Below are 17745 nucleotides of genomic sequence, written 5' to 3' on the forward strand. Positions count from 1 at the left end.
AAAGAAGGGAGAAAGCAATGACGGTTTTAATGGTTACATTTATTGGGCTAAATGAGAATGATATACTTTATATATTTGTGTTTCTAGGTATTTTAGGTAGTTATTTCAGTGTAAAACCTCTTATTTCATTTATGATGGCATTAAAATTAGAAAAGTTATTGAATTATATTTTAGGTAGTTTACTATTTTTTACACTTTATTTTGGAATTGCTCTATGGAAAGATGAGTGGCAATTGATTATTTATGATCAATTGCAATTTACTTTACAAGCAGTAGCTTTATTTGGTGGAGTTTTATTTACTGTTTATTTAGTGAAGGGAATCAGAAAAAATTAAATGAATATTTTTATATTAAAGGACAAGCAATATCAATCTTTAAAATAAGATATGACTAAGATTCAGATAGCGCAAAATATCCATCTGAATCAAGTCTTTTTATCATAGGTTAACTGGCTATAAGACCCACATTCATTTTATCGCAGATTAACTGGCTGTAAGACCTTCACTTGAAGAATTCGAGATGCTTAAGAATTATAAGTGGAGGATCAACAGCCAGTAAAGGCCCGATTGGTTCAACTAACAATCAGTGGGAGTTGAAAAAACTCCCACTGATTGAATTTTCACTTTATTAATAAAACCTTTTTGTTGGTGGCCATTCCATTTTTCCAAGGGAAGAAGGGATGTAGTAAGAAGAGTGTTTTTTTGTTTTCGTCACTTTTTTAGGTTTCCAGTCAATATATTGATAAACCATTTTTTTGGCTTTTGATAAGGCCATTTTTGTTTGTGGGTTTCGATACGTACGGTCTAACTCTCCTAAATGTTTTAGTTTTTTAAAATCTTCCCTTGACGGCGGGATATGAAAATAGTAATCATCAATTTGGATAAGGAGAGTGGAATGTTGATTACTGTACTTTGGGTTGTCAGAGAAGTGTAGGCCGACTTTTTTCGCTTTCTTTTCTTGTAGCAATTTATGAATAGTTTCTTTTTTTATATAGTATAAATGTTGTGGTTTTGGTGCTGTTTTTGCGTGGCGATTGATCGTATAAATTGCTTGTGCAAGTTCTTTTGTTGTATATTTCCCCATTATTTTTACTCCTTTCTAGTTTATATATTTTGTTAACATAAAATCCTAATTCTATCGTATCGTAAAGCCTGCCCCATGGCAAACAAAATTAAAAAAAGATGACTATGCTTTCTTCTGATGTTGTAATGTATATACATGTATTTCTGGTTTGCAAAGAAAGCGAAAAGGTAGTCTCGTTGTGCCAATTCCTTTATTCACATAAAGCGAGAAATCTTCTGTGATGTGATATTTTCCATCAATATATTTCTTTGCAAACGCAGGGGTATAAAGATGTCCTAATACAGGAAAACGAACTTGCCCTCCATGACTATGCCCAGAAAATTGTACATCAACTGCATGTTCTTTCGCTTCATTTGCCATATCGGGTTCATGTGCAAGTAGTATTGTAAATAGACTCTCATCCGCACCTTGTAATGCTTTAGAAATATCAGGATTTCCAAGAATAGCATCATCAATACCAGCAACAATGATTTTTTCTTTATCACAAGTGATTGTTGTATGTTCATTTTGTAATAATTGAAAGTTTGCTTGTTTCATAAAGTCCCTTAGTATTTCAGTTCCATAACCACCATGATCATGATTACCATATACCCAATACTTTCCATATGGTGCATGTATGGTTTGTAATAGTTTGATAAGATTGTTACTCCAATTAAATTGCTGAGGACGATCTGCGAAATCCCCTGTAAAAACAACCATGTCCGGTTTCATTTCATTTATTGTAGCAATCAAATCACTAAATTGTTCGGTTGTATAATGAAAACCGAGATGTGTGTCAGAAAACTGGACGATTTTAAAGTTATGAAATTTAGGAGGTATTTTTTGTAAAAGAATGGTCTCTTCCTGAATATGTAATGATTTTGGTTCAATATTGCGAGCATAGTAGTAAGAACCACTACCTAAACCAAGTAGGAGTAAACCACCGCCAATTATTTGTTTTAGAAATACTCTTCTATTCATCATTAACCCTCATTTATAGTGATTTCAAGTATTAAAGTTATATAATCAAAAAAACAGCTTCCACTGCTAAAATTATACATGAAAATCGAGCATATTTATAGTTGTTTTTTTGAGATTAGGAGTAAAAATATTTAGGGCAGTAGAACCTCTCTGTTATAAATGGAGAGTTAGTTATAGAAAGTTCAAAATCGATTGACAAAGATAAAATCCATGATATTATAAAATTATAGTTCAAAAACTTCATATATAATTCATCCACTAGGGGTGCCTTTTAAAAAGGCTGAGATCAAAGTGTTGCTTTGGGACTCTTGGAACCTGATCTGGTTGGTGCCAGCGGAGGGAAGTGAGAAGTCGTACTTAAAAGAGGTATAGAGAATGGAAGTAGATGGAGTTACTTCTATTTATCTGTTTAGACCCTCTATATTTTGTGTGCAGTTAATTCTTCAACCACTTTCTTGATACGCTGGTATCAAGAAAGTGGTTTTTTATTGTTTGGATAAATAACCGAGGGGAGGGAGTAAAAAGAAACGATGAAAAAAAATTCAAAACTGCATGGCGTTAGAAAAAGTATACATATTATCTCAACAGGTCAGCAGTCAATGGAAACATTTGTACGTATTATTAGTGAAATCCACAATCATGTTGATGCCATTCATATTCGGGAAAAAGGGTGGACAGCCAAAGAACTAGTATATGTCATTCAAATACTTGTAACAAAAGGCGTACCACTTGAGAAAATTATGGTAAACGACCGAGTTGATGTTGCCTATAGCATGAAAATAGGTGGGGTTCAACTTGGTTACCGGAGTATCGATGTATCACTTGTGAAGAAGGCTTTTCCATCTTTATTAATTGGCTCTTCTGTTCACACGGTAAACGAGGCGATTGAAGCACAAAGGAAAGGGGCAGATTATCTTCTTTATGGACATATTTATCCAACTCTATCAAAACGTGGTCAAGAGCCAAAAGGGTTAAGAAATTTACGAGAAGTCATTCGAAATGTATCATTACCAGTTATTGCTATCGGAGGAATTACTCCTAAAAATACAAAGGAAATACTAGCCACAGGTGCAAAAGGTATTGCTGTATTATCAGGGGTTTTATTAGCAAAGGACCCTGTGCAAGCAGTTGTCGATTATCAAAAAGCGATGCATATAGAGGAGGTGATTTCATGAACTTACGTGTAAATGGTGACCTTATAACTGTGCCAGAGGAAATAAAAACGATTACGGAATTAATCAAACATTTTCAGATTCAAAATCCTGTTGTGATTGTAGAACACAATCATATGATTTTAGAAAAAGAAGAACATGCAAAAGTGAAAGTATCAGATGGAGACACAATAGAATTAGTTCAATTTGTAGGAGGCGGTTAAGAAATGTTAACAATCAACGGAAAGCAATTTAAATCTAGATTATTATTAGGTACAGGAAAATACCCTAACTTTGATATCCAAAAAAAAGCAGTAGAAATGGCAGAATCAGAAATTTTAACATTCACGGTTCGTCGTATGAATATTTATGAGCCGAGTCAGCCCAATTTCCTTGAAAATATTGACATTGATCGAGTGAGTCTTTTACCTAATACGGCTGGGGCAAAAACAGCAGAAGAAGCAGTTCGTCATGCCAAGCTTGCACGGGCTTCTGGACTTTGTGACATGATTAAAGTAGAAGTGATAGGTTGTAATAAAACATTGTTGCCAGACCCTATTGAAACACTTAAAGCAACCGAAGAGTTATTAAAAGAAGGATTTACTGTCCTACCATATACATCTGATGATGTTGTGTTGGCTAGAAAATTAGAAGAATTAGGGGCACATGCTGTTATGCCTGGTGCTTCACCAATCGGCTCAGGGCAAGGAATTATCAATCCGCTTAATTTAAGCTTTATTATTGAACAATCAAAGGTTCCGGTTATTGTCGATGCTGGGATTGGTTCACCAACTGACGCTGCATATGCTATGGAATTAGGTGCAGACGCGGTTCTTTTAAATACAGCAGTTTCTAGAGCAAAAGATCCGGTAAAGATGGCTAAAGCAATGAGACTTGCAATTGAAGCCGGGCGTTTAGGCTATGAAGCAGAAAGAATTCCGAAAAAGCGAACTGCAACTGCAAGTAGTCCAATGGAGGGAATGAGCATCTGAATGAATTTAAATTAAGTAGATCTGATTAAGGCCAAGAAAGAGGTTTAGGATAAAACCTAAACTTCCCTCTTGGTTGTAATTGAGAGGAATGATTACAAATGAATGATCGTTATTCTAGGCAAATTTTGTTTACACCAATTGGTGAACAAGGGCAAAAAAGAATAAGCGAAAAGCATGTCTTAATCATTGGAGCTGGAGCGCTTGGGACTGGGAATGCTGAATCACTTGTTCGAGCTGGTGTTGGCGAACTTACGATTGTAGATCGTGACTATGTTGAGTGGAGTAATTTACAACGACAACAGCTCTATGTAGAAAACGATGCGATGAAAAAGATTCCAAAAGCAATTGCTGCCAAGGAAAGATTACAACAAATTAACTCAGAGGTAAAAATTACAGCTCATATTATGGATGTCATTCCAGAAACATTAGAGAACCTTATCGTGGACGTTGATCTTATATTAGATGCAACTGATAATTTTGATATCCGGATGATAGTGAATGATGCCTCACAAAAATTCAAAATACCATGGATTTATGGCTCCTGTGTTGGTAGCTATGCGATTAGTTACACCATCATTCCAAATGAAACACCTTGCCTCCATTGTTTGATGGAAGATGTACCAATTGGTGGCTTAACCTGTGATACTGCAGGGATTATTAGTCCGGCTGTTGGAATGGTCGTCGTTCAACAAACGACAGAGGCATTAAAAATATTGACAGAAAACCGGGACGCATTAAGACAAAAGTTGATTTCCTTTGATCTCTGGGATAATCAGCAATCGACTGTTGATGTTTCACGGATGAAAAAAATGAATTGTCCATCTTGTGGAGAAAACCCAACATATCCGTTTCTTGCATTTGAAAATCAAACGAAATCAGCAGTTCTTTGTGGCAGAAATTCTGTTCAAATTCGACCACCCCATGAGCAAAAGCGTGACTTACAATCTCTTGCTAACGTTCTCCATGGAAAGGGTGGAAAAGTAGAGCAAAATCCCTTTCTCCTGTCATTTACGATTGAGACCAACCGTCTTGTGATGTTTCAAGATGGACGCACACTTGTCCATGGAACTAATGATATTGCTAAGGCAAAAACATTATATCATCGGTATTTTGGCTAAGTTAACTTGAGACCTAACACCAAGTCAGGAAAGGAGCATTATATGCAAATAGATCCTAATTTGATTTTCATCAATCTAGAGGTGGAAACCAAAGAGGAAGCACTGGGAATCCTTGGAAGCCAGTTACATATATCAGGTTATGTCAAAGAAAAATTCCCGGAAAGTGTTTTAGAAAGAGAAGAAAAATTTCCAACAGGATTACATTTTGTACCATATGGCGTCGCAATTCCACATACAGATGGAGATAAGGTGATTCAATCACAACTTGCTTTTGCTTCGCTGAAAAAACCTGTTCCGTTTATGGAAATGGGAAATGTCTATAAAAATGTAGAGGTTTCACTAATATTCATGTTAGCGCTAACGACACCGAAGGATCAACCAATACTATTACAAAAACTTATGGAAATGTTTCAGGATAAAGTGACAATGAATAAATTAGTCTTGTTAGAAGAAACGGGTAAGATTATGGCAATACTACAGGAACAATTAGATTATAAGTAATGTTTCCAGCCAGTCTACGAGAAAGCTTAAGATAGATTACTAAATGAAGATGTATAACGGCAGGAGAGGAGATAATTAATGGATATTCTACAATGGTTTGTTGACCTTGGCGCAAGTGTCATGCTGCCAATTATTATTTTTGTTTTTGCACGTATACTTGGAACCGCACCTGGACGCGCATTTAGAGCAGGAATAACGGTTGGAATTGGTTTTATAGGTTTAAATTTGGTCATCGGGCTTTTAACGGACAGCTTTGGACCTGCTGCACAAGCAATGGTTAATAACTTTGGATTTGAACTACATACAATAGACATCGGTTGGCCAGCAGCTGCTGCCATTTCTTATGGAACAGCATTGGGAAGTTTAGCAATCCCAATCGGTATAGGGATAAATATTTTATTATTGTTAATTGGATTAACGAAGACACTAAACATTGATATTTGGAACTACTGGCACTGTGCGTTTACAGGGTCACTTGTTTATGTATTAACAGATGATTTTGGTCTTGGTTTGTTTACCATTATCGTTCATTTATTGTTCATATTTTTATTAGGCGACATTCTTCAGAAGGATATTGAGAAATTCTATGGATTTAAAAATATCACATTTCCCCATGCAGGATCTGTTCCCTCTTACTTAGTGGCTAAACCTTTAAATTGGTTATTTGATCAAATACCAGGGTTCAATAAGTTGGAAGCAAATCCCGAGATAATTCAAAAGAGATTAGGTATCTTTGGTGATTCGACCGTATTAGGTGTTTTAATAGGAGCTGTCATTGGAATTTTAGCTGGATATAATGTAACAGAAATTTTACAATTATCTATTCAAACAGGCGCCGTTATGTTGTTAATGCCAAAAATGGTTGCACTTTTAATGGAAGGATTATCACCTGTTTCTGAAGCAGCAGGTAATATAGTGAAAAAGCGATTTCCTAATAGAAATTTATATATCGGAATGGATAGTGCATTATCTGTCGGTCATCCAGCTGTCTTGTCAGCGTCATTAATCATTGTTCCTATCACATTATTTTTAGCCGTTATTTTACCGGGAAACACCGTGCTACCTTTTGGTGATTTAGCAACAATTCCCTTTTTGATTTGTTTGATGGTACCTGTATTTAAAGGGGATATTATTCGGACTGTTATCGCAGGGTCATTTTATATTGGTATTGGACTCTATATTGCTACATGGATAGCACCATTATTTACAAATGCAGCACAAGCAGCCAGTTTTGACATGGGGGCGAATTCAAGTATTTCATCCCTAGTTGATGGTGCGGTTTGGACAACATATATTTTCGTTGGGATTACAAAAATTATTAGCTGGTATGGAATTGGAATCATGGGACTTATCATTTTAGGTGGATTAGTGTATATAAATAAAATAAAACCCGCTCACAAATCATCTGAAAAAAATCAAGTAAGTTAATTATAAGCTATTTTTGTGATAGTACTAAAACTAGGTAAAGGCAAAATCTTAATGAAGAGAAAAGTAGGATTTTGAGAAAGGAGGAACTTTCTTTTGAAAAAACTATTAATTATGTGTGGAACTGGTATTGCAACATCAACAGTCGTTACAGGTAAAGTGAAATCTTGGTTACATGAAAAGAATATACAAGACAGAGTGATATTACACCAATCAAAAATAAGTGAAGCAATAGGAAGAATTGATGAATACGATATCGTTATTTCAACTACTATCGTTCCAAATTCTATAAAACATAAAACAATTGATGGCATACCGTTATTGACTGGAGTTGGTGATGATACAGTATATGAGAAAGTTCTGAAGAAAATTATGAAATAGAGTGAAGCTTCAACCATTGGGGGGGTCTTCATCCCTCCACTTATAAATCTTGATTCCCTTGAATTCTTGAAGTGGGGATCTTACAACCAGTTAATCTGCTATAAAATAGTAATTAATAAATCATTTACAAAAAGTAACCTATTCTAGTTTCTCGTGAAATGGTTGGTCGGTTGCTTTTTTCTTATTGTTTAGATAATAAAGTTGTTTTATTATCATTACTTATTATTTTCTAAGTAATGTTCTTATCCTTCTCTTTAAGCACTTTATTTAGTTAATGGTGTAATTATGGTAAAATATTGGTGGTGCCTTTTTTCTAATTAAATATGAATGAGTCATTTTATGCTTCCGTAAATACAATGGTGAAGGTATTTAAAATGGAAAGAAATTCAGACACTGTAAGACCTACGTATAGAATCTGGAGTGTAAAAAAACTTAAAGGGATACATTTCCCTACTGATTTTATATTTGTTGTAAGAGGTTCAGAAGGAGGAATACGATGAATGCTATGCAAAATAAAAATAATGAATCATCACAATTAAGTGTGAAGGATTTAATGATTCCATCCGAGAAAGTGGCCCATGTACAAATAAATAATCCATTGGAACATGCTTTGTTAGTACTTGTTAAAACGGGTTATTCAGCTGTTCCTGTTGTTGATGCATCATATAAATTAGAAGGTATTATTGGAAAATCCATTATATTAAATGAAACACTTGGATTAGAGCGTTTTGAATTTGAAAGACTGTCTGAAATGAAAGTAAAAGAAGTGATGAATGCAGATATACCTGTATTGTCTGGGAATGATTCGTATATTGAAGGTTTAAAAGCGGTAATCGATTACCCTTTTATATGTGTAGTTGATGAGAATCACCATTTTGACGGAATTTTAACGAGACGTGCTATTTTAAAACAGGCAAGAAAAGATTACTATCTAATCAATCAAAAAGCTTACCAATAATATGAAAACGTTTTGAATTTGATTCTTTGATATAAGAAATTGAAATAAACAGGTAAGAGCAGGGATTGTATATGAGAGAAAAAATATTACGCCAAAAAACACATCGTCCGTTTGTTCTTGCCTCAGTCATGCTAGGGATGTTTCTAGCTGCAATAGAAGGAACAATCGTCGCAACGGCGATGCCAAGTATTGTCGCTGATTTGGGTGGATTTTCATTATATAGTTGGGTGTTTTCTAGCTATATATTAACAAACGCCTCTACCGTATTAATCTTTGGGAAATTAGCTGATATTTATGGTAGAAAGCCAATTTTTATTGGAGGAACATGTATATTTTTAATCGGTTCGACATTATCGGGATTTAGTACCTCCATGGAAATGCTTATTGCTGCACGCTTTATTCAGGGAGTAGGTGCTGGAGCTTTAATGCCAATGGCTACGACGATTGTTGGAGATATTTATAATAAAACAGAACGAGCTAAAATCCAAGGCTACTTATCTAGTGTATGGGGGATTTCTGCAGTATCAGGCCCGTTATTAGGTGGATTGTTTGTTGATATTTTAAATTGGCGGTATGTATTTTGGATGAACATTCCACTAGGGATTTTAGCGATGCTTGGAATTGTCCTTTTTCTACATGAAAAAGTTGAAAAAAAGGGTCAAACTATCAATTATAAAGGTACTACTTTGCTATTTATTGCAGTTAGTTCTCTTATGATACTTTTAACTGAGAGTGGAAATAAAGAAATATTACAATCCCCTGTTACTCTAGGTTTGCTTAGCATCTTAATTATTAGCTTGACTTTGTTCTATATTCATGAAAAACGTGTGGACACTCCTGTTATGCCATTTGAATTATGGAGAAAGCGCCTCATTTTTATTGCTAATATAACTTCTTTAACAACTGGGATGATAATTATTGGAGTATCTAGTTATTTACCAGCATTTGTGCAAGGGGTCATGGGGGAAACGGCAACCATCGCAGGATTTACCCTAACGATGATGTCTATTGGTTGGCCAATTGCTTCAACTATCGCAGGCAGACTTTTATTAAAAATTGGCTACCGTAAAACCTCTCTACTGGGTGGAATTGCTTTACTTACTGGTAGTTTATTCTTTTATTTTTTGACACCTGAAAGAGGACCTATTTGGGCTGGAACTGGTTCATTATTTATTGGGATTGGAATGGGATTAACAAGTACCTCATTTATTGTTGCGATTCAAAGTAATGTTAAGTGGGAAATACGAGGAATTGCTACAGCGAGTAATATGTTTATGCGTTCTTTAGGAAGTGCAATTGGTGTTGCACTTTTAGGGGGAATATTGAATAAGCAAATTCAACAACATATTAATCAAATAGAAGGTAATGATCACGTTTCACTAGATTCAATAAATATATTATTAGATCCAGTTGAGCGTGAAAAATTGTCCAATAGTGTAGAAACAATCCTACAAGAGGGGCTTACCATAGGTTTACACACTGTTTATACAGGGCTATTTGTTTTAGCGTTACTTAGCTTTATTTTTATACTTTTTATGCCAAGATATAAAAATAAATGAGAATATTGTAGAGATGAAGATAATAAATAGAAAGTGAAAAATGACAATTTTAAGTCTATATTAAAATTATTATTAATTAAAATTGACTTAAAAAAGTAAATATTTTATAATGGATATTGATGGTAATTATTATTATAATAATTTTTGGAGGGATTACATATGGTGGAAAGAATGGTTGGAAAACAGGCACCACGTTTTGAAATGGATGCAGTTATGCCGAATAAAGAATTTGGGAAGGTAAGTCTGGAAGAAAATATGAAAAATGATAAATGGACTGTATTTTTCTTCTATCCAATGGACTTTACTTTCGTATGTCCAACAGAAATCACTGCGATGTCTGACCGTTACGAAGAATTCCAAGATCTAGATGCAGAAATTATTGGTGTATCAACAGATACAATTCATACTCACTTAGCATGGATTAACACTGCACGTGAAGACAATGGGCTAGGTGATTTAAACTACCCATTAGCAGCTGATACAAACCATGCGATTTCTAAAGAGTATGGTGTATTGATTGAAGAAGAAGGGGTTGCACTTCGCGGACTATTTATTATTAGCCCAGAAGGCGAACTAAAATATCAAGTAGTAAACCATAACGATATTGGTCGTGATGTTGATGAAACATTGCGTGTACTACAAGCCCTACAAACTGGTGGACTATGCCCTGCAAACTGGAAACCGGGACAAAAAACTCTATAATTATTTTTCATAAACAGTGGGAACTGATCCATAATAGTAAAGAAAAGGTCAGTTCCTTTTCTGTCTTATAATGAAATATTTGTTTTTTTAAAAGGAGGAATCTTATGCGATTAAGAGATCCATTACCAGAATTAGCTGGTGCTACGGAATGGTTGAATAGTAGTCCTATTAAAAAAGATGATTTACTTGGAGACAAACCAACACTTATTCATTTTTGGTCTGTAAGTTGTGGACTTTGTAAAGAAGCAATGCCAAACGTAAATGAGTTCCGTGATGAATATAAAGATGAACTAAATGTGCTTGCTGTTCATATGCCGCGTTCAGAAAAAGACCTAGATATTGATCAAGTGAAAGAAGTGGCTAAGGAACATGATATTATACAACCTATTTTTGTTGATAATGATCATGCATTAACTGATGCCTTTGAAAATCAATATGTCCCTGCATATTATGTCTTTGATAAAGAAGGGCAATTACGGCATTTTCAAGCGGGTGGCGGCGGAATGAAGATGTTACGCAAACGTGTCAACCGAGTATTAGGCAAAAAAACAAAGTAAATATTCTATTTTAAAACTGTCTAGAGATATAGACAGTTTTTTTATTTCGAATCCATTCGTGAAGCAGCTAGGATTTTTGTGTTAGAGAATGGAAAAATATTAGAATTTGGTAGTCACAATCCGTTAATATACAACCGTGGTGAATATTATGAACTTGTAAAATTCCAGTTCGAAATGAGATGCATTGGAAATAATACTATCGAATAACAAGACGGCAAAATAGATAGTGTGGTACACTATGTTGGAAGATAATTGTTCGATTTGGAGGAAGCTTTATGAAAAGAGAATTTGCTGTCATAGGTTTAGGACGATTTGGTGGTAGTATTTGTTACGAACTAAGTAAAGAAGGTATGGATGTATTAGCAATTGATATTAGTGAAGAAAAGGTAAATGAATTTAAAAATATTGCATCTCATGCGGTGATTGCGGATACGACAGATGAGGCGACATTAAAAGAATTGGGAATAAATAACTTTGACCATGTCATTGTTTCAATTGGTGATAACATTCAGGCAAGCATTCTTACGACCGTTATCTTGACTGATTTAGGTGTAAAGAAAATAACAGTTAAAGCAAATAATGATTATCATGGTAAAATCTTAGATAAGATAGGTGCACATCATGTTGTGCATCCAGAACGAGATATGGGGAAAAGAATTGCTCATAGTATTATCTCGAATAATATATTGGATTATCTAGAATTATCTGATGATCATAGTATTGTGGAAGTGAAAACGAGTGATAAAATGATTGGAAAATCATTAGTTGACCTAGATATTCGTGCGAATTATGGATGTAACGTTGTGGCAATTCGGCAGGGGAATGATATTAATGTATCTCCGATGGCAGATGAATTATTGCAAGAAAATGATATTTTAATTGTTATTGGGGCAGATCATGATATCTCTAAATTTGAAAAAGAACTTGTCATAGAAGATGATGAATAAACGGTACACAAAAAGGGAGAACATGAAGTTCTCCCTTTTGATTATACTTCCATAATGATTGGTAAAATCATCGGTCTTCTTTTTGTCTTTTTAAATAAAAATGGTGCTATTGTATCTGTAATTTCATTCTTTATTTCAGACCATTTGGTTGTTTTTCGTTTCATGATTTTGTGTAAATGTTCATCGACAAGTTCTTGCGCTTGATTAATTAAGTCTTCCGATTCACGCATGTACACAAAGCCACGTGAGATAATATCTGGTCCAGAGGATATTTTAAATTCTTTCATATTGATACTTACAACAACAATTACTAAACCTTCTTGTGATAGGATTCGGCGATCACGAAGTACAATATTTCCAATATCACCAATTCCTTTCCCATCAACATAAACGGAGTCAGCAGGAATTTTTCCTACGATTTTTGCAGTGTCTTTTCCTAATGCTAAGACCTCTCCATTATCCATTATGAATGTATTTTTTGAATCGACTCCACAAGCCTCAGCAAGCTTCGTATGTTCCTTTAACATTCTGTACTCTCCATGCATTGGCATGAAAAACTTAGGTTTCATCAATCGTAACATTAATTTTAATTCTTCTTGACTTCCGTGACCAGAAGTATGGATGTCACTTACTTTATGGTGAATAACTTCTGCTCCTGCACGATAAAGCTTGTCAATAATTCGATTAATACTTATGGTATTACCAGGGATTGGTGAAGAAGAGAAAATCACTGTATCTCCTGGGATAAGTTTAATTTGTTTATGTGTACCTCGAGCTATTCGTGATAAAGCTGCCATAGGTTCTCCTTGGGAACCGGTACATAAAATCGTAACTTTATTTGCTGGGAGTCGGTTAATTTGGTTTGCTTCTATAAACGTATCTTTCGGTGCTTGGATATAGCCGAGTTCTTGTCCAAGATTAATAGCGGCTTCCATACTTCTTCCGAATACAGCAATTTTTCGGTCATATTTTACTGCTGCTGATACAACTTGTTGTAATCGATATGTGTTAGATGCAAAAGTAGCAAAGATAATTCGGTCCTCTACTTGGTTGAATATATCGTGGATCGTTTCGCCAACCACACTTTCTGACATGGTAAAACCAGGAATTTCACTGTTAGTACTGTCTGAAATAAGACAAAGTACTCCTTCATTTCCTATTTGTGCCATTTTTGTTAAGTTAGCTGGTTCTCCAACAGGTGTAAAATCAAATTTAAAATCCCCAGTTTGAACGATGTTTCCTGGTGGTGTTTTTACTACCATCCCATATGAATCCGGAATACTATGGGAAGTACGGAAAAAGCTTACAGATGTTTTACGGAATTTGATAACGTCATCTTCTTGAATAATATTTAATTTGGCATTTCTTAATAGCCCATGTTCTTCTAATTTATTTTTAATAAGCCCCATTGCTAATTTTCCAGCATAAATCGGCACATTTATTTCACGAAGTAAGTAGGGAATACCCCCGATATGATCTTCGTGTCCATGTGTAATGAATAAACCTTTGAATTTATCTTGATTTTGAACAAGGTAAGTATAATCTGGAATAACATAATCAATTCCGAGAAGTTCATCTTCAGGGAATTTAATACCAGCATCAATTAAAATAATTTCATCTTGAAATTGGATACCGTATGTGTTTTTTCCGATTTCACCTAACCCACCTAATGCAAATACTGCTGTTTGATCGTTTTTAACAAATTTCATTTGCTTAGATTGTCTCCAATTCAAAATTTTCCGATTGTTTTTCATAGGCTAAATGTGCTTTATTTAGGGGCTGAATGTATTCAATGTTAATTGTTTTATTTGCTAATTTTTTACGTGCATCACGAATGGAATCTGCTTCAATGTAAATACTTTTTGTTCGTTCGCGAGTAGCTATTTCATTTGGATCTTCTTGATATAAGACTTTAAATATCATAGTATTTCATCTCTCCTAATCTTTGTTTGTTTATTTTATTACTTCTTTTATTCCGTAAAAATCCGGTTCAAAAATGGTTATCAAACGTACGATAACTAGTGAAAGTTTTTCTTTTTCCGTCATCTGTAATTATTTTTATGTTACTAATTCGTTCTATTTTTGGATTTATAAGACCTGTGTATCATCCAGCTTTTTATTTGCAAAAAATGGCAAATTGTATGTCAGTTAAGATGATTGGTTATTATTTTTATATGTTGTTGGAACACGCCCTCTGCCCAATAAATCTTTCAAACGTTTTTTTAGCTTTTCTCTTAGACGTTTTAACATAGATGGGCATCTCCTTTCGATTTTTAGAAAAAAGCCCCAATACGTTCAACCGATCCATTACTACATATCTTCATTATAATACCCTTTTTGGAATATTGAAAGGGTTATCCCTTAAGTTTATAAATAATCGGTAATATATTATATGTCGATAACATATGTATGTTGACTTATCTTGTAGTTGTTTTTTATTTTTTAATATATGTACTATTATAGTTAACATGGCATAAACAACTTATACATCTATTTAATCTTTATTCGTTCCTAAACCTTCTTCTCTTTATGCTTAGATGCAATTTTTTTATAATATATAATAGAAAAAATCTGCCCTAATTATGAAATAGGGCAGATTTTTTAACCAATAGCTTTTGAGTTAGGTGGAGCTTGGAATGGATTATCTTCATTAATGTGATCATAGAACATAATGCCGTTTAAATGATCTATTTCATGTTGCACAACAATTGCAGCGAAATCTTTTAATCGTAGTTTCACATCATTACCATCTAAATCAGTTGCTTTTAATGTGATTCGTGCATATCTTGGAACATAACCTTTTACGTCACGATCTACGGATAAACATCCTTCTCCAGCTGTTAAATAAGCAAGTTCGACTGAATGACTAACTATCCTTGGGTTGAAAAGGCCATAACTATATTGTTTTCCTTTATAGTCTTCAAAATGAACAGCTATCATTCGTTTTGTAATACCAAGCTGAGGTGCAGCCAATCCTACACCAGGACGTAAATTATATTTAGCACAAATTTCTTCGTCTTGGCTATTTTTTAGGAAGGTGAGCATTTTTTCTAATGTTTCTTTTTCTTCTTCAGAAGCTGGCAATGAAACATCTTTAGCTCTTTCTCTTAAAGCAGGATGGCCCTCACGCACAACATCCTTCATTGTAATCATTATTTTTCACCCCAAATAAATACGAGATTATATCTTTTAATAAAATCTATTTAATAGTTTAACATAATGTCATATAACAAAACATATAATTGGCATAGGACCAACATAAAATATTCATATCTTAGCGTATGTTGCTTATGGTATACTTGCTACAAAACAATTGTTTATATTGTAAGGAGAGAGGAAAAATGTACAATAAAAGAATTTATCTTTTTCTCTTAATCAGTTTAATGATGCTACTTACTGCATGTGGGGGATCAGTGGAAGAGAAAATTCATGGACAGTTAGAAGAAGTTGTGTCGCTGGAAAAAGAGTTTGAACAACAACAATCTGATTTAGCGGAGCTTGAGAAAAAGGAACAAGCTATTTATAAAAAAATTATAGACTTACCTTTGGATGAATTGGATAAAATTAAAAAATTATCTAATGATGCAAAAAAGACGATTGAAACGCGGTTAGAAAAGATAAATTTAGAACAGGAAAGTTTACACTCTTCGAAAGAGGAATTTGAAAAAGTAGAAAATGTAAAAAAGAAATTAGAAGATGATTCATTAAAGAAAACAGCAGATAAAATGTATAAAAAAATGATGGATCGTTATGATACTTATGATCAATTTCATAAAGAGTATACGGCCTCATTAAAGTTAGAAAAAGAGCTATATGACATTTTATCTAAAGAAAACTCAACACAGGATCAATTATCAGACCAATTAGAAAAACTAAATGACAGTTATAAACAATTGATTGAAATGAATGATGAATTTAATAAGAAAACAAAGGAATATAATGATTTAAAGAAAAAATTCTATGAAGAAGCAGATTTGAATGTATCATATAAATAGGAATTCAAAACAGGGCCATATAAAAATAAAGGGTCCTATTTTTTTATGTATATAACAAACTATACTAGTACAGGTGTTATTCTGAACTATAACAGTTTGGTGTTACTGTGTAGGGATAAGAAAGATGTGTCAATGGTTGATATCATATATGTTGCAAAATGGTTGACCAATTTCTGTTACAGGGTTAAACTAGTAAATAGATGTTTGTACTACTTGAACTTATTTCATTTATGTAACAGATGAAAGTTTTCTCAAGCAGACGTACATTATTTTGTTGTTTGGGTAAGCTAGATAAAGGATAATTACTTATAGAAAGGAAGAGGTGAAGGAAAATGAAACATGTATTAAAAAATGTGGAAAAGCAATTTGAAATGTTTCAAATCCTAAATGAAGAAGGAAAAATTGTAAATAAAGAAGCTATGCCTGATCTATCAGATGACGAGCTAAAAGAATTGATGAGGAGAATGGTTTATACACGTATATTAGACCAACGTTCTATTGCCTTAAATAGACAAGGGAGACTTGGCTTTTATGCACCTACAGCAGGGCAAGAAGCATCACAAATTGCGAGCCATTTCGCATTAAAAAAAGAAGACTTTTTACTACCAGCATATCGTGATGTACCACAGTTAATATGGCATGGTCTTCCTTTATATCAAGCATTTCTCTTCTCAAGAGGTCATTTCCATGGGAATCAAATGCCAGAAGGTGTACGTGCGCTAAGTCCGCAAATTATTATTGGTGCACAATACATTCAAGCGACAGGAATAGGCTTTGGAATGAAAATGCGCGGGAAAGATGCTGTAGCGATTACTTATACAGGTGATGGAGGAACATCACAAGGGGATTTCTATGAAGGAATAAACTTTGCAGGTGCTTATGGTGCAAACTGTATTTTTGTGGTTCAAAATAATGGTTTTGCTATCTCCGTACCACGGGATAAACAAACTGCTGCCAAAACATTAGCTCAAAAAGCGGTTGCCGCTGGTATTGAAGGAATCCAAGTTGATGGGATGGATCCACTAGCAGTTTATGCTGTTACGAAACATGCTCGTGAGCGTGCAGTAAAAGGTGAAGGTCCAATGTTAATTGAAACCATCACATACCGTTATGGGCCACATACGATGGCAGGGGATGACCCGACACGTTATCGTACATCAGATCTTGATACGGAATGGGAGAAGAAAGATCCACTTGTTCGTTTCCGGAGGTTTTTAGAAGATAAAAAACTATGGTCTGAAGAAGAAGAGAATAAGGTAATTGAACAAGCAAAAGCAGATATAAAAGAAGCAATTAAAAAAGCAGATAAATATCCAAAACAAAAAGTGACAGACTTTATTGGAAATATGTTTGAAGAACTTCCATCCAATCTACAAGAACAAATGGAAGAATATAAAGCAAAGGAGACGAAATAAA

At 34.2% G+C, this 17745-nt stretch carries 20 protein-coding genes and 1 riboswitch; of the genes, 15 read left to right on the top strand and 5 right to left on the bottom strand.

Features of this window, described 5'->3' with window-relative positions; all coding sequences use genetic code 11:
* The first annotated feature begins 17 nt into the window (after window positions 1-17).
* Window positions 18-335 (top strand): hypothetical protein, encoded by a 318-nt coding sequence (locus FHP05_RS00520; protein ID WP_191126191.1) that lies wholly within the window; start codon window positions 18-20, stop codon window positions 333-335.
* Between the two features lie 292 nt (window positions 336-627).
* Here FHP05_RS00520 and FHP05_RS00525 read toward each other — a convergent pair whose 3' ends face one another.
* Window positions 628-1083, bottom strand: a complete 456-nt coding sequence (locus FHP05_RS00525) for a YkyB family protein (protein ID WP_147665041.1) — start codon at window positions 1081-1083, stop codon at window positions 628-630.
* A gap of 102 nt (window positions 1084-1185) precedes the next feature.
* A complete protein-coding gene (locus FHP05_RS00530; protein WP_147665042.1) occupies window positions 1186-2043 on the bottom strand; it encodes a metallophosphoesterase in 858 nt (285 codons plus the stop codon).
* A 250-nt stretch (window positions 2044-2293) separates the two neighbouring features.
* Window positions 2294-2402, top strand: a riboswitch (TPP riboswitch).
* Window positions 2403-2573: 171 nt separating this feature from the next.
* Here FHP05_RS00530 and tenI point away from each other — a divergent pair.
* From tenI to FHP05_RS00590, 12 genes are all read left to right on the top strand, one after another.
* Entirely contained in the window at window positions 2574-3218 is a 645-nt protein-coding gene (gene tenI, locus FHP05_RS00535; RefSeq protein ID WP_147665043.1) for a thiazole tautomerase TenI, read from the top strand.
* The gene (thiS, locus tag FHP05_RS00540; protein ID WP_147665045.1) at window positions 3215-3418 is read left to right on the top strand and encodes a sulfur carrier protein ThiS; all 204 of its coding nucleotides are present in this window, start codon (window positions 3215-3217) and stop codon (window positions 3416-3418) included. Before tenI ends, thiS begins: the two co-directional genes overlap by 4 nt.
* Before the next feature lie 3 nt (window positions 3419-3421).
* Window positions 3422-4186: a thiazole synthase gene (locus tag FHP05_RS00545; protein ID WP_147665047.1), complete on the top strand. Its 765-nt coding sequence runs from the start codon at window positions 3422-3424 to the stop codon at window positions 4184-4186.
* 98 nt (window positions 4187-4284) lie between these two features.
* Window positions 4285-5304: a thiazole biosynthesis adenylyltransferase ThiF gene (locus FHP05_RS00550; RefSeq protein WP_147665049.1), complete on the top strand. Its 1020-nt coding sequence runs from the start codon at window positions 4285-4287 to the stop codon at window positions 5302-5304.
* A 42-nt stretch (window positions 5305-5346) separates the two neighbouring features.
* Complete coding sequence (locus FHP05_RS00555) at window positions 5347-5805, top strand: PTS sugar transporter subunit IIA (protein WP_147665051.1); 459 nt, start codon at window positions 5347-5349, stop codon at window positions 5803-5805.
* A 78-nt stretch (window positions 5806-5883) separates the two neighbouring features.
* Window positions 5884-7233 carry a PTS galactitol transporter subunit IIC gene (locus tag FHP05_RS00560; RefSeq protein ID WP_147665053.1) on the top strand — a complete coding sequence of 450 codons (1350 nt, stop codon included), beginning with the start codon at window positions 5884-5886 and terminating at the stop codon, window positions 7231-7233.
* A gap of 93 nt (window positions 7234-7326) precedes the next feature.
* Window positions 7327-7611, top strand: a complete 285-nt coding sequence (locus FHP05_RS00565) for a PTS sugar transporter subunit IIB (protein WP_147665055.1) — start codon at window positions 7327-7329, stop codon at window positions 7609-7611.
* Between the two features lie 496 nt (window positions 7612-8107).
* Window positions 8108-8569 carry a cyclic-di-AMP-binding protein CbpB gene (gene cbpB, locus FHP05_RS00570; RefSeq protein WP_147665057.1) on the top strand — a complete coding sequence of 154 codons (462 nt, stop codon included), beginning with the start codon at window positions 8108-8110 and terminating at the stop codon, window positions 8567-8569.
* A 71-nt stretch (window positions 8570-8640) separates the two neighbouring features.
* Window positions 8641-10128: an MDR family MFS transporter gene (locus tag FHP05_RS00575; protein ID WP_147665058.1), complete on the top strand. Its 1488-nt coding sequence runs from the start codon at window positions 8641-8643 to the stop codon at window positions 10126-10128.
* A 159-nt stretch (window positions 10129-10287) separates the two neighbouring features.
* Entirely contained in the window at window positions 10288-10830 is a 543-nt protein-coding gene (locus FHP05_RS00580; RefSeq protein WP_147665060.1) for a peroxiredoxin, read from the top strand.
* A 104-nt stretch (window positions 10831-10934) separates the two neighbouring features.
* Complete coding sequence (locus FHP05_RS00585; protein ID WP_147665062.1) at window positions 10935-11387, top strand: TlpA family protein disulfide reductase; 453 nt, start codon at window positions 10935-10937, stop codon at window positions 11385-11387.
* Window positions 11388-11662: 275 nt separating this feature from the next.
* Window positions 11663-12334 (top strand): potassium channel family protein, encoded by a 672-nt coding sequence (locus FHP05_RS00590; RefSeq protein WP_147665064.1) that lies wholly within the window; start codon window positions 11663-11665, stop codon window positions 12332-12334.
* Window positions 12335-12375: 41 nt separating this feature from the next.
* Here the strand turns inward: FHP05_RS00590 and rnjA are convergent, their stop codons facing one another.
* The 3 genes from rnjA to def all read right to left on the bottom strand — a co-directional run bounded on the left by rnjA (window position 12376) and on the right by def (window position 15487).
* Entirely contained in the window at window positions 12376-14043 is a 1668-nt protein-coding gene (gene rnjA / locus FHP05_RS00595) for a ribonuclease J1 (protein ID WP_147665066.1), read from the bottom strand.
* Between the two features lie 4 nt (window positions 14044-14047).
* Window positions 14048-14257: a DNA-dependent RNA polymerase subunit epsilon gene (locus tag FHP05_RS00600; protein ID WP_147665068.1), complete on the bottom strand. Its 210-nt coding sequence runs from the start codon at window positions 14255-14257 to the stop codon at window positions 14048-14050.
* A gap of 678 nt (window positions 14258-14935) precedes the next feature.
* Window positions 14936-15487 (bottom strand): peptide deformylase, encoded by a 552-nt coding sequence (def, locus tag FHP05_RS00605; protein ID WP_147665070.1) that lies wholly within the window; start codon window positions 15485-15487, stop codon window positions 14936-14938.
* Between the two features lie 188 nt (window positions 15488-15675).
* On the opposite strand from def, the gene FHP05_RS00610 reads away from it, so the two are divergent.
* Both FHP05_RS00610 and pdhA read left to right on the top strand, forming a co-directional pair.
* On the top strand, window positions 15676-16329 hold the full coding sequence (locus tag FHP05_RS00610) for a YkyA family protein (protein ID WP_191126192.1): 654 nt from the start codon (window positions 15676-15678) through the stop codon (window positions 16327-16329).
* Window positions 16330-16661: 332 nt separating this feature from the next.
* Window positions 16662-17744, top strand: a complete 1083-nt coding sequence (pdhA, locus tag FHP05_RS00615) for a pyruvate dehydrogenase (acetyl-transferring) E1 component subunit alpha (RefSeq protein ID WP_147665074.1) — start codon at window positions 16662-16664, stop codon at window positions 17742-17744.
* Window position 17745 lies beyond the last annotated feature (1 nt).

It is taken from the genome of Cerasibacillus terrae, assembly GCF_008039555.1.
Lineage (GTDB): Bacteria > Bacillota > Bacilli > Bacillales > Amphibacillaceae > Cerasibacillus > Cerasibacillus terrae.

Excerpts from the sequence above, each read along its gene's own strand:
- FHP05_RS00585 (WP_147665062.1), top strand. The coding sequence starts at position 10,935 with ATGCGATTAAGAGATCCATTACCAGAATTAGCTGGTGCTACGGAATGG.
- FHP05_RS00520 (WP_191126191.1), top strand. The coding sequence starts at position 18 with ATGACGGTTTTAATGGTTACATTTATTGGGCTAAATGAGAATGATATA.
- thiS (WP_147665045.1), top strand. The coding sequence starts at position 3,215 with ATGAACTTACGTGTAAATGGTGACCTTATAACTGTGCCAGAGGAAATA.
- FHP05_RS00555 (WP_147665051.1), top strand. The coding sequence starts at position 5,347 with ATGCAAATAGATCCTAATTTGATTTTCATCAATCTAGAGGTGGAAACC.
- FHP05_RS00580 (WP_147665060.1), top strand. The coding sequence starts at position 10,288 with ATGGTGGAAAGAATGGTTGGAAAACAGGCACCACGTTTTGAAATGGAT.
- tenI (WP_147665043.1), top strand. The coding sequence starts at position 2,574 with ATGAAAAAAAATTCAAAACTGCATGGCGTTAGAAAAAGTATACATATT.
- FHP05_RS00575 (WP_147665058.1), top strand. The coding sequence starts at position 8,641 with ATGAGAGAAAAAATATTACGCCAAAAAACACATCGTCCGTTTGTTCTT.
- FHP05_RS00530 (WP_147665042.1), bottom strand. The coding sequence starts at position 2,043 with ATGAATAGAAGAGTATTTCTAAAACAAATAATTGGCGGTGGTTTACTC.
- def (WP_147665070.1), bottom strand. The coding sequence starts at position 15,487 with ATGATTACAATGAAGGATGTTGTGCGTGAGGGCCATCCTGCTTTAAGA.
- FHP05_RS00590 (WP_147665064.1), top strand. The coding sequence starts at position 11,663 with ATGAAAAGAGAATTTGCTGTCATAGGTTTAGGACGATTTGGTGGTAGT.
- FHP05_RS00610 (WP_191126192.1), top strand. The coding sequence starts at position 15,676 with ATGTACAATAAAAGAATTTATCTTTTTCTCTTAATCAGTTTAATGATG.
- FHP05_RS00545 (WP_147665047.1), top strand. The coding sequence starts at position 3,422 with ATGTTAACAATCAACGGAAAGCAATTTAAATCTAGATTATTATTAGGT.
- FHP05_RS00560 (WP_147665053.1), top strand. The coding sequence starts at position 5,884 with ATGGATATTCTACAATGGTTTGTTGACCTTGGCGCAAGTGTCATGCTG.
- FHP05_RS00600 (WP_147665068.1), bottom strand. The coding sequence starts at position 14,257 with ATGATATTTAAAGTCTTATATCAAGAAGATCCAAATGAAATAGCTACT.
- rnjA (WP_147665066.1), bottom strand. The coding sequence starts at position 14,043 with ATGAAATTTGTTAAAAACGATCAAACAGCAGTATTTGCATTAGGTGGG.
- cbpB (WP_147665057.1), top strand. The coding sequence starts at position 8,108 with ATGAATGCTATGCAAAATAAAAATAATGAATCATCACAATTAAGTGTG.
- FHP05_RS00525 (WP_147665041.1), bottom strand. The coding sequence starts at position 1,083 with ATGGGGAAATATACAACAAAAGAACTTGCACAAGCAATTTATACGATC.
- pdhA (WP_147665074.1), top strand. The coding sequence starts at position 16,662 with ATGAAACATGTATTAAAAAATGTGGAAAAGCAATTTGAAATGTTTCAA.
- FHP05_RS00550 (WP_147665049.1), top strand. The coding sequence starts at position 4,285 with ATGAATGATCGTTATTCTAGGCAAATTTTGTTTACACCAATTGGTGAA.